Source organism: Paenibacillus sp. H1-7 (assembly GCF_022354825.1).
Taxonomy (GTDB): domain Bacteria; phylum Bacillota; class Bacilli; order Paenibacillales; family NBRC-103111; genus Paenibacillus_S.
Map to the genome: position 1 here is coordinate 6171033 of NZ_CP031168.1, position 11728 is coordinate 6182760.

General features: G+C 52.3%; 8 protein-coding genes and 1 other annotated feature. Of the genes, 2 read left to right on the top strand and 6 right to left on the bottom strand.

Going from position 1 to position 11728, the window contains the following annotated elements; translation table 11 throughout:
• Nucleotides 1–3: 3 nt before the first annotated feature.
• The 3 genes from DVH26_RS27305 to DVH26_RS27315 all read right to left on the bottom strand — a co-directional run bounded on the left by DVH26_RS27305 (nt 4) and on the right by DVH26_RS27315 (nt 5377).
• Nucleotides 4–2676, bottom strand: coding sequence for a valine--tRNA ligase (locus DVH26_RS27305; protein WP_275590425.1), 2673 nt, complete (start codon nt 2674–2676; stop codon nt 4–6).
• Nucleotides 2677–2823: 147 nt separating this feature from the next.
• Nucleotides 2824–3120: a binding site (T-box leader), on the bottom strand.
• A gap of 173 nt (nt 3121–3293) precedes the next feature.
• Nucleotides 3294–4397, bottom strand: a complete 1104-nt coding sequence (locus tag DVH26_RS27310; protein WP_239627592.1) for a LysM peptidoglycan-binding domain-containing protein — start codon at nt 4395–4397, stop codon at nt 3294–3296.
• A 104-nt stretch (nt 4398–4501) separates the two neighbouring features.
• Complete coding sequence (locus DVH26_RS27315; protein ID WP_239627594.1) at nt 4502–5377, bottom strand: RluA family pseudouridine synthase; 876 nt, start codon at nt 5375–5377, stop codon at nt 4502–4504.
• 241 nt (nt 5378–5618) lie between these two features.
• Between DVH26_RS27315 and DVH26_RS27320 the strand changes: the two genes are divergently transcribed.
• Complete coding sequence (locus DVH26_RS27320; protein ID WP_239627596.1) at nt 5619–7247, top strand: phosphodiester glycosidase family protein; 1629 nt, start codon at nt 5619–5621, stop codon at nt 7245–7247.
• Nucleotides 7248–7409: 162 nt separating this feature from the next.
• Here DVH26_RS27320 and hemL read toward each other — a convergent pair whose 3' ends face one another.
• A complete protein-coding gene (gene hemL, locus DVH26_RS27325; RefSeq protein WP_239627598.1) occupies nt 7410–8708 on the bottom strand; it encodes a glutamate-1-semialdehyde 2,1-aminomutase in 1299 nt (432 codons plus the stop codon).
• Between the two features lie 103 nt (nt 8709–8811).
• Between hemL and DVH26_RS27330 the strand changes: the two genes are divergently transcribed.
• Nucleotides 8812–9474 carry a Crp/Fnr family transcriptional regulator gene (locus DVH26_RS27330; RefSeq protein WP_239627600.1) on the top strand — a complete coding sequence of 221 codons (663 nt, stop codon included), beginning with the start codon at nt 8812–8814 and terminating at the stop codon, nt 9472–9474.
• Between the two features lie 87 nt (nt 9475–9561).
• On the opposite strand, the gene hemH is transcribed toward DVH26_RS27330, so the two are convergent.
• Together hemH and hemE are read right to left on the bottom strand one after the other, a co-directional pair.
• Nucleotides 9562–10503, bottom strand: a complete 942-nt coding sequence (gene hemH, locus DVH26_RS27335; protein WP_239627602.1) for a ferrochelatase — start codon at nt 10501–10503, stop codon at nt 9562–9564.
• Between the two features lies 1 nt (nt 10504).
• A complete protein-coding gene (gene hemE / locus DVH26_RS27340; RefSeq protein WP_239627604.1) occupies nt 10505–11575 on the bottom strand; it encodes a uroporphyrinogen decarboxylase in 1071 nt (356 codons plus the stop codon).
• Between the last annotated feature and the right edge of the window lie 153 nt (nt 11576–11728).

Sequence of the window (11728 nt, forward strand, 5' to 3'; positions counted from 1 at the left end):
TGCTCACCCTTTCAGCTCTGCCAAACGGGCGTTGACTTTATCCCGCTTGTCAGCGTAATCGGCCAGCTTCGCTTTTTCCTCGTCGATGACTTTGGCCGGAGCTTTCGCAATGAAGCCTTCGTTGCCAAGCTTCTTCTCGATCCGTTCCACCTCTCCGTGAAGGGTTTGAAGCTCCTTCTCCAAGCGTGCCACCTCTTGGGAAATATCGATCAATCCCGCCAGCGGCAAATACAGGTCCGCTCCGGTTACGATACCGGTCATCGCTTTGTCCGGAGTAGCCACGCTCAGGCTGATTTCAAGCAGCGCCGTGTTACAGAAACGTTGAACGTACTCTTCGTTCCGTTTCAAAATCGCGTGCGCATCGTCTCCGGCCGGCTTGACCAGCAGCTCGATCTTTTTGCTCATCGGCACGTTCACTTCCGCTCGGATATTGCGAACGGTGCGGATAATATCCATCAGCATTCCCATTTCGCCAACAGCGTCCGCCGCTTCAAAACGGGCTTCATATTTCGGCCACTCGGCCAATGTAATCGTATCGCCTTCATGCGGCAAGTGCTGCCAGATTTCTTCGGAAATAAACGGCATGAACGGGTGAATCAAACGCTGAGTGCGGTCCAGGACGTAGGCCAGGACGGACTTCGTCGTTTTCTTCGCTTCTTCGTCGGTTCCATACAAGGACAGCTTGCTGAACTCGATATACCAGTCGCACAGGTCATCCCAAATAAAGTCGTACAGGACACGTCCGGTTTCCCCGAACTCATAGGAATCGATAAGACGCGTTACTTCGCGAACCGTTTCGTTCAGGCGGTGCAGAATCCAGCGATCCGCCGTTCCGAGAGGTCCGCTAAGATCGATATCCTTCGCTTGGAAATCGCCCAAGTTCATAAGCACGAAGCGGGATGCGTTCCAGATCTTATTGGCAAAATTGCGCGCCTGTTCGACCTTCTCCCAGCGGAAACGCAGGTCTTGACCAGGTGTGGAGCCGGTGGACAGCATGAAGCGCATCGCATCCGCGCCATATTTCTCGATGACTTCCAGAGGGTCGACCCCGTTGCCCAGCGACTTGGACATTTTTTGTCCATCAGCTGCGCGAACCAGACCGTGGATGAGAACGTCCTTGAACGGCATTTGGCCGGTAAACTCCAGTCCGGTGAAGATCATTCTCGATACCCAGAAGGGGATAATATCATATCCGGTTACAAGCAGGCTTGTAGGGTAGAACCGTTTCATATCCTCGGTTTCTTCCGGCCAGCCCAGCGTGGAAAACGGCCACAGTGCGGAGCTGAACCAGGTATCCAGCACATCGTTGTCCTGACGAAGGTTCGTGCTGCCGCAGGAGCATGTTGACAAGTCCGTCATGGATACGTGCATAGCATTGCAATCGTCGCAGTACCATGCCGGAATGCGGTGTCCCCACCAAAGCTGACGGGAAATACACCAGTCGCGAATGTTCTCGATCCAGTGCAGGTATGTTTTCTCGAAGCGGTCCGGAATAAAGTTGGCGCGACCCTCGGATTTCTGAGCAGCAATCGCCTGATCGGCCAACGGCTTCATTTTAACGAACCATTGTGTGGACAAATACGGCTCAACGACAGCACCGCTGCGCTCGCTATGGCCTACCTGATGCACGTGATCCTCGATTTTCACGAGAACGCCGAGCTCTTTCATGTCAGCCACAATTTGCTTGCGGCAGTCAAAACGGTCCATGCCGTTGTATTTGCCTGCATTTTCATTCATTTTGCCCATTTCATCCATGACCAGTACTTGCGGCAGATCATGGCGTCTGCCTACCTCAAAGTCGTTCGGATCGTGCGCAGGAGTAATCTTTACGGCGCCGCTTCCGAAATCCTTCTCAACGTACTCGTCGGCAACGATAGGGATTTCACGGCCGATGATCGGCAATACGAGCATTTTGCCAATCAGGTGCTTATATCGTTCGTCCTCCGGATGTACCGCAACGGCTGTATCGCCCAGCATCGTTTCCGGTCTGGTTGTCGCCACTACGATAGATTCGCTGCTGTCTTTAACCGGATAGCGCAAATGATACAAGTGCCCCTGAACTTCTTTATATTCCACCTCGATATCCGAAAGCGCCGTGCGGGCTGCCGGATCCCAGTTAATAATATAGTTTCCGCGGTAGATCAAGCCTTTTTCATAGAGCGTCACGAACACGTGGCGAACCGCTTTGGACAATCCTTCGTCGAGTGTAAACCGTTCGCGGGAATAGTCGAGCGAGAAGCCCATTTTTGCCCATTGCTGGTGAATCGATTCCGCGTAATGCTCCTTCCACTCCCATACTTTTTCGAGAAATTTCTCGCGGCCCAGATCATAGCGCGTTACGCCTTCCTCGCGCAGCTTCTGCTCGACTCTGGTTTGCGTAGCGATCCCGGCATGGTCGGAGCCAGGCAGCCACAGCGCGTCGTACCCTTGCATCCGTTTGGTGCGGATTACGATATCCTGCAGCGTGCAATCCAGAGCATGACCGATATGAAGCATTCCCGTAACGTTCGGCGGCGGGATAACGATTGTATAAGTTTCAGCGTCCTGGCGCTGACCTGCTTTGAAAAATTCGCCTTTCAGCCAATAATCGTACCATTTGCGCTCCGCTTCTTTCGGATCGTAAGTGGTTGGCATCGAAGTCGTCGCTTGCGTTTGCGTTGTTTTTGTTTCTTCCATGGCTATGGACCTCCCAATTGATTAAGAATGGAAACGTCGCCGTTACTCTCCAATAAGTTCGACAAGAATGAGGAGATTGCTTCGGGGCGTCTCCGGCTACATGCAGGAACAGAACATGCTTGCTCCAAATAAAAAAATCCTTCCGTCGCAAAGGACGAAAGGATTATCTTCCGTGGTACCACCTTTATTCCGCAAAAGTGCGTTGTTATCCCTGCTCCCCTCCGGTCCAAACCGGAAGGTGTGCGTTATAATGCAACGGCGCTATGCGGCACTCAACAGATAACGGCTGCAGCCGGCAATGTCTACGTGTATCCGCGTCATCGATACCTTGAACATTGCAACTCCGGGGCGACTTCGGTCAGTTACATCCTGCGGAATCTTTCAGCGAAACAATTCCGCTCTCTGAAGGGTTGGCTGCCTACTATTCCCTTTCCAAGTTGTTAACATGTGTAATCATTCCTATGATAAACAACATTGCACGCAGAGTCAATACGATTGATGCCTAATAACAAGCTGATGTCCTCATTATAACCAAAAAACACCCCGATCAAACCCGGAAAACGGGCAGCTCGAGGTGTAGACGGCGTTTATTTTGCCGCTGAATAAACGCAGCAGCTTTATTTCGGTATATAGACGATCTGCCCTTCCGACAGGTCGCTTTCACCGAGACGGTTGAACAGCGCGATCTCACGCGGGTTCAAATCATAACGCTTCGCAATGGATTCGAGAGTCTCTTCCTTCTGTACGATGCACAGGCGCAGACGCTTGAATTCCTTCTGCTCATGCTTAGGTCCGCTCAGAAGCCTCTTCCACTCCAGCTTCTCGGACTTGTCGCTCTCCGGCGCCGGCTCAGCATCCTCCGGACGCGTCTCTACTTTGGAAGAGACTGCGCTTTGGAGCAAGGTGGTCAGTCCGATAGGCTTCGGAGACGTATCTTCGTTCTTTTTGCCAAACGCGATTTTCATCTCTTTCTTATCTTCGGCAGTCACGGTTTCAGACGCTTCAGCCTGGAAAGCCGATGTCTCGGCGGTACTGCTCGTCTCTGCTGCTTCTTCGGATTCATTCTCCGCTTCATCCGAAGCTGACTCCGAGGCGTTCACAGCAGCAAGCGAGCCGCTTTCCGCCGCTGTCCATGATTCGTGACGCTCCTCCGAAACATTCGGTTCAGCCGCTTCTGAATCCGGGAGAGGATTGGCTGCGGCATAGGCCAAGGCTGGAGATGCCCATGGGTCTTTCGGTTGAAAGTTTGGCTCCGCCGCCGCAAACGTCACTTCTTCCGGAAGCTGCTGCTCTCTGTTTTCATGGACGAAAACAACCTCATCCTCCGCCTGCTGCCAGCTATCTCCGGCAAAAGAGGAAATGGCTTCCAGTCCGTTTAGTGATAAAACGCCGGTAATATTCAAACTTCTTGTGGAGAGCAGCTCCACATCGAAATTTTCAATCTCGACTGCAATATCCTCCATCCGGTGAACGCGATTCATGGGAAGCGTTATTTCCACTGGAATGAGATGCTCCAACGTTCGGTTCGCTGCGTCCTGTTCGTCCACATACGTCCCGGATAAGAGCAAATTACCTCGTAACAATGCTTGTTCTCCGTAAGGGAGCACCTGGATGTGAGGTACGAGCTCCACGCCCTCCAATTCCTTGATCCCTGCCACGCCCTCCGACAAATGCACCCGCTCATAGATATCAAATCGTAATCCGCTTTGCTGTTCAGCCAATGTATTGCCCTCCCTTTCGTAAAACTAGTCTCGCAAACCGCATCGTGCAGATGGTCAGTTTCACTTGTCTATAGAATTATATGGTTTGCGTGGGAGGAGCATGACTATATTTTTTTCACAGCTTCATATAGGCTGGTCATATCGGCTGGCCAAGGACAGCCAATGTCCAGCTTCTCGCCTGTAAGCGGGTGATCCCAGAGCAGCCGTTCCCCGTGTAATGCCTGCCGGCCGATAAGCTCCCGCTTTCCGCCGTACAGCGCATCGCCCCAAATCGGAGCACCGAGATGGCTCAGGTGGACCCGGATCTGGTGCGTCCGCCCCGTTTCCAGCCGAAGTGCGACGAGAGCTGCATCCCGCCATTGCTCCAAGACCTCATAATGCGTAACCGCCCTCTCCCCGGTCGGCGACACCCGCCTTCTTGATGCATGATGCCGATCCCGGCCGATAGGAGCGTCGATGGTACCGGCTTTCGACGGAAGACGCCCTTGTACGATAGCCGCATAGCGCCGATCGATCCTCTTCTCTCTCATCGCTTCGTCCAGTACAAGCTGCGGCCATTCATACTTCGCGTACAGCACGGGGCCGGTCGTATCCTCATCCAGACGATGAATGTGCCGGACCTTGCACTGCTGCCCGCTGGCTTCGTAATATGCAGCCACCGCATCCGACAGCGTGGGCTCTTTACTAGGGCCTCCCCCTTCGCCGTGCACCTTCATCCCTGCCGGCTTGTGGACAACGAGACAAAAATCATCCTCATACAGCACTTCTACAGGCATCCAATTCGACATATAGTGTAGCGGTTCATTAGGAAATAAGCGCAGCCGCACCCGGACGCTTTTTATGGAAAATCCGCCGGTTTTGATCAAAGCTCCGATATATTTGTCCGAAAGGCGAAGGTACCGCTTAATCTCGTACTCCGATTCGAGCGGTTGCGGAAGTCTCAATTCCAGCCATTCCCCTTTTCTCTGCCAAGGAATCATTGCGTATATGCCCCTTCTCCAACTTGCGTTTTTGCATTGCTCTCAATTGTAGCAAAATGTCCGTGCAAGCTCAAAGTTTATAAGACTTTCAGCCCGTTCTGTTGCTATCCAATCGATAGAGAGTATGGTAGAATAATAGAGTTATGTCCAGGTTCTAATTGCCCGACAAATCGAGATGGCATGGGAACGTGCACTGTTGCAAACGTGAATGCTTTTTATTTTTATAACAGGAGTGAACCAAGTGAGCACTGCCGTACAATGGTTCGAGTCGACCGCACAGCAGCTCCGCAATTGGAGCTTGCTTAAGAAGTTATTAATGATGATCGCACTTCTTACTTTTCTAACATCGAGCTTTTTGTTTCTGACCGGCCCCGGAACGGAAATTCGCATTTGGATGGCCCAAACGGTTATCATTACGCAGCATCGGGATTGGGCATGGATGTTCGTCGGTCCGGAAAAAAGGGACGATCTGGTAAGGCAGCTCCATGCAAACGTGGAAGAGAATGCTCTCGAGAAACAAAATATGAATCTTATCAAGCCTGTCGCCACCCGCAAGAACAGATCGATCGATGAGCTGATCAAAGTCGAGGACATCTCCGGCAAGCTGTGGAAAGGCAAACGGATGTATGTATTCGATCCGAAGTCGATTCGCATTATGACTCCCGAAAAGTCCGGCGAAGGAGAGCGCATCAGCTCCATGGTCAAAAGAACCGGCGCTGTTGCCGGTGTCAATGCGGGAGGATTCACCGATCCGGAGGGGCTCGGCAACGGCTTTGCCGCCATCGGCGCCATTATTTCCGGCGGGGACATCATCTTCACGGACCAAGACGGCAGCGTTAAGCAGCATATCGTCGGCTTTACCAAAGACGGAACTCTCGTAATCGGTAAATATGATATGTTTGAATTGGAAGAAATGGGAATTTCCGAGGCTGCATCCTTCTATCCGCGCGTTATCGCCAACGGAAAGCCGCTTCCTATCAACGACAATAGCCGCGCTCCACGGACGGCGGTTGGCCAAAAGGCCGACGGTACGGTCATTTTTATCGTCGTAGACGGAAGACAGGTGCACAGCGTAGGCGCAACGTTAAAAGAAATTCAGGATATGTTCCTGGAAGATGATGTAGTCAATGCCGGCTTCCTGGATGGCGGCGCCTCCTCGGAGCTGGTTGTGAACGGCGAAGTCGTCACCAAGCCGTCCAGCCGATACGGCGAACGCCGATTGCCGTCCGCTTTTCTCGTGTATGACGATCCGGATAGCGCGGTCGCCAACCGGGTATGGGACGGTGTAGACAAGATTGATGCCGGCGGCTCTTACGACCACCCTGATTTCCTGAGAGAGCAGGCTGAGCTAAAGGCGAAGCAGAAAAACAATCCGACGCCTACGTCGACACCTACACCAACGCCGCCACCGAAAAAGACGGATACCGGAACGAACGGTTCCAAGGGAACAACCGGCAGCAATGATTCCGATACGAAAGAGTCATCGGATAAGGGATCGACACCGAAGCCGACCCCAACACCTACACCTACCCCGACGCCGGGGCACAACAATGGTTCGGGCAACAGTACGCCGGATCCGAATAAGCCTTCGACGGGCGGTAACACAACCGGCAATGAAGGTACAGCAACGCCGACGCCGAAACCGACACCTACGCCTACACCGACTCCTTCTGCGACCCCGACCCCTAAGCCGGGTAACGAACCGCAGAACGGGAACAACGGTACCTCCCAGCCGCCGAAAGCCAACAACGGAGGCTCAGCCGGAGCGCCTGGTGTATCAGGAAACACTCCTGATGCACCAGGAACTCCGACTCCAAAGCCGACGCCAACCCCTGCAGCAGGAAGCGGTACCGGCGGCCAGCAGCAATAGATTCTCTTGAATACCGTCGTCTAACAAACCAAGTCGACCAGGCGGTACATAGGTAAGCGTCGCCCCTCTCACCGAGGGGCGTTTTCTTTTGCCAGAGCAGCCTTTAAACAAAGAGAGGCAGATGCCCGCATGCAGCGAACATCCGCCTCTCTATTTTATAGGCTACAGCCTTTTCAACGCTTCGTAGTGCGCAGCAATGGTAGCTTCAATATCCTCGTCGGTATGTGCCGTTGATACGAACATACCCTCGAATTGGGATGGGGCGATGCTTACGCCCAAATCGAGCAAGGAGCCGAAGTAACGGTTGAAGCGTCCCAGATCGGACGTCTTGGCCGTTTCATAATTGATAACTTGCTGATCCGTAAAGAACGGACAAATCATCGAACCGACCCGGTTGATCGTGCTGGCGATGCCTAATTCACGGGCATTCGCCGTGAAGCCTTCTTCCAGACGAGCCGCTTTCCGTTCCAGCTCTTCATATACGCCCGGCTGTCCCAAAAGCTGAAGCGTCGTGTATCCCGCAGCCATAGCCAGCGGGTTGCCCGACAAGGTGCCGGCTTGGTAAATCGGGCCGCTCGGAGCCATGTGCTCCATGATAACCCGCTTACCGCCGTAGGCGCCTACCGGCAATCCTCCGCCAATGATTTTGCCTAAACAGGTAAGGTCCGGATCAATGCCGTACAGCCCCTGCGCGCTGTGCAATCCGACCCGGAAGCCGGTCATAACCTCGTCAAATATGAGCAAGCTGCCGTAACGGGTCGTTACATCACGCAAGCCCTGCAAGAAACCGGGAAGCGGCGGCACGACACCCATGTTGCCGCCTATAGGCTCCACGATGATTGCGGCGATTTCTTCGCCGAATTTTTCAAATGCCAGCTTAACCGATTCAAAATCGTTGTAAGGCACAGTGATCGTGTTAACCGCTACGCTCTCGGGTACTCCCGGACTGTCGGGAAGCCCCAACGTCGCAACGCCGGAACCGGCCTTGATCAGCAGCGAATCCGCGTGCCCATGATAGCAGCCTTCGAACTTCAATATTTTTTGTCTCTTCGTATAGCCCCTTGCCAGCCGCAGAGCACTCATGGTCGCTTCCGTACCGGAATTCACCATACGTACCATTTCAATGGAGGGAACACGCTCGATGACGAGCTTCGCCATCTTCGTTTCCAGTAACGTCGGAGCCCCATAGCTGGATCCGCTCTCCGCCGTCTTCTTAATGGCCTCCACGACGTCAGGATGGGAATGTCCGACGATCAAGGGACCCCAGGAGCCGATATAATCAATGAACTCATTCCCGTCGATATCGTAGACCCGGGAGCCTGATCCCCGTTCCATAAACAGCGGTGTCAGTCCCACGGATTTAAAAGCGCGTACCGGACTGTTCACCCCTCCAGGTATGACTTCTTTCGCCTCGGCAAAAGCTTCGGCAGACCGTTCGTCCGCACGTTTGCGCAAGCTCATTTCGCAACCATCCTTTACCATAATATGACTTGTAAAACCTCTACTCAGCAAGATATAATATTCGGGACCACGGACCTATCATCCTTCAAAGCGAGGAAACTTTATGATCGAACTCTTACATACGGTACCGCTATTCTCTAGATTGAACATGAATCAGCTAGAGTCGATATCTGGCATTTGCACCAAAAAGTCGTTTAAAACAGGAACCGTTCTATTTCACGAAAAAGAGCTCGGCTCGGTGTTTTATATTGTACATAGCGGGTCCGTCAAAATTTATACCGCAGGCTCAACCGGAGAAGAAAAGATCCTTTCCTTAATGAAGCCCGGAGACAGCTTCGGAGAATTGTCCCTTATCGACGGCAAGCCTCGTTCCGCAACCGCCAGGACGCTGGAAGACAGCGTGCTGATATCGATATCGGGGCAGGACTTCATTACGCTGTTAAAGACTCATTTTGACATTTCGCTAGGTATCATGCAGGAGCTGAGCACCCGGCTGAGAGAATCGAACCAGCATGTTCACGATCTTACCTTTCTGGATGCGAGAAGCAGAGTCATTCGAAGCCTGATAACGCTGGCCAATAAAAACGGCATCCGCACCGGCAGCACCATCACGATCAAAATGACCTTGAACTATGATGAAGTGTCTCAAATGGCCGGTGTTCAGAAGCCGATACTTATCCAAGTGATTCGCGAGCTCCAAGAAAAACAAATCATTACGATGCCGGGTCATGAAATGAAGCTGGATTTAGCCAAATTAAGAGCCTAATCCCTCCATTACCGGCTTCATGAAATGAAAGTCAAGCTGCCCTGCCGGTCCTTCTCATCGAACGGATTGGCAAGGCAGCTTCCTCTATTACTGCTTATTCCCGCAAAGCTCATAGACTACATCGCTTAACGTTTCCATATACAGCGGATCGGTATTAAGAGACGGTGTTCGCTCCAAATGCATTCCCAGCTCCGCCGCTACCTTCTTCGCCTCGATATCCAGATCGTAGAGCACTTCCAAATGATCGGAAACGAACCCGATCGGACAAACCAGCACATGCTTTACCTGTTCCTCCGTGCTTAACGACTGAAGCACATCCAAAATGTCAGGTCCGAGCCACGGCATCGCCGTCTGACCTGCGCTCTGCCATCCGAACTGCCAGTTGACGATCCCGGTTTTTTCCGCAACCGCCTTGGAGGTAGCCATGAGCTGATCCGGATAAGGATCTCTCATTTCCAATATTTTTTCCGGCAGGCTGTGGGCCGTGAACAGTACGCGAACATCGTCCTTCGGTGTATCGCCGAACCGCTTCAACGTTTCCGTAACCCGGCTGGATAATGCTTCGATCAGCTGAGGATGGAGATGATAGCTCTTCACAAAGCGGATATCGATGCCTCCGAGCTCCTCGGCTTTGTCCTGTGCACGCTTGATATATCCGCCAACGCTCATAATCGAATAGTGAGGCGCCAGCACGACGCCGACAGCCTGTTGAATGCCGTCCTTGACCATTTGCTCCACTCCGTCCTCGATGAACGGAGAAGCGTGCTTCAATCCCTGATAGCATACGAACGTATAGTCCGGATGGCTCTCATTCAGCTTGTCTTCCAATGCCTGGACTTGCTTGTTCGTATTTTCTCTCAGCGGGAAGAAGCCGCCCACAATAGCGTCATAACGGTCCGTCAGCTCCTTCAGCTGTTCGGGGCTTGGCGGATTTCCGCGGCGGATATGCGTATAATAGGCCTCAACCTGATCCAGACTTTCCGGTGTTCCATAGGACATGACGAGGACGCCGATTCGCTGTTTTGTCATTTTAGACACCACTTCCTAGTCTTTGTTGGGCTATGGCTTCTTTCGAGTATGCATGGATGAACTCGGTCAATTCACGCAGCTTATCGATGGACGCTTCCGGGAACACGCCGTGTCCCAGATTGAATATATAGCCCGGCTGTTGAATTCCTTGATCGATGATGGCTTTAGCCTGCTCCTGAATAAGCGACATCGGCCCGGTCAGCACGGTAGGATCCAAATTCCCTTGAATCGCAAAGCGCGACCCGACTCTTTTGCGCCCTTCCGTTATAGGCACGCGCCAGTCCAAACCGATAACATCCGCTTCGATACCGGACAAATGAGGCAGCAGCTCTCCTGAGCTAACGCCAGGGAAGTAAATTTTCGGCTGATCCAGATGGTTCAGCTCGGCAAAAATTCTTGTAATCGTAGGCAGCACATACATTTGAAAATCTCTTGGGGACAACGCTCCCACCCAGCTGTCGAACAGCTGAACCGCCTTCGCGCCCGCTGCGATCTGCGCCTTCAAATACGTGATGATCATATCGCCAAGCTTATCCATCAGCTGGAACCATACATCAGGGTTTCCGTACATTAGAGCTTTCGTATGTAAATAATCTTTCGATTTGGACGGTCTTCCTTCAACCAGATAGCTGGCAATGGTAAAAGGCGCTCCCGCAAAGGTGATCAGCGGAACTTTCAGCTCGGCGACCAAAATTTCAATCGTTTTAATAATATGGGATAAATCCTGCTCGACCTGAATCGGGCGAAGTCTGGCTACATCAGCAGCCGTTCGGATCGGATTGTGGATAACCGGACCTACGTCCTTGACGATATCAAAATCGACCCCGATGGAAGCAACCGGATTCATAATGTCGGAATACAAAATCGCTGCATCCACGCCCAGCTTCTTCACCGGCATCATCGTAACTTCCGCTGCGAGCTCAGGCTGCTTGCAAATTTCGAGCAAGCTGTATTTCTCTTTGATTTTGCGATAATCCGGATCGGAACGACCCGCCTGGCGCATATACCAGACCGGCAGCGTATCCACATCTTGTTTTTTACACGCTCTAAGGAATGCATCGTTATAGCTCATTGAATTAACCTCATTTCCGTAAGTCCTATGATCTACTAACATTATGCCCTATTTGGCATTGTCTAACAACTGATTGCCCGTCGCAGAATCCGACAAAAGTATGACAAGAGCGGTCTCCACCCGAAAAAAAGGAGCTCTTCGTCCAACCGCAGT

Bases quoted from the DNA above. Each gene is read 5' to 3' on its own strand.
- hemL (WP_239627598.1), bottom strand. From the start codon at position 8,708: ATGAGCTTGCGCAAACGTGCGGACGAACGGTCTGCCGAAGCTTTTGCC.
- hemH (WP_239627602.1), bottom strand. From the start codon at position 10,503: ATGACAAAACAGCGAATCGGCGTCCTCGTCATGTCCTATGGAACACCG.
- DVH26_RS27330 (WP_239627600.1), top strand. From the start codon at position 8,812: ATGATCGAACTCTTACATACGGTACCGCTATTCTCTAGATTGAACATG.
- DVH26_RS27315 (WP_239627594.1), bottom strand. From the start codon at position 5,377: ATGATTCCTTGGCAGAGAAAAGGGGAATGGCTGGAATTGAGACTTCCG.
- DVH26_RS27305 (WP_275590425.1), bottom strand. From the start codon at position 2,676: ATGGAAGAAACAAAAACAACGCAAACGCAAGCGACGACTTCGATGCCA.
- hemE (WP_239627604.1), bottom strand. From the start codon at position 11,575: ATGAGCTATAACGATGCATTCCTTAGAGCGTGTAAAAAACAAGATGTG.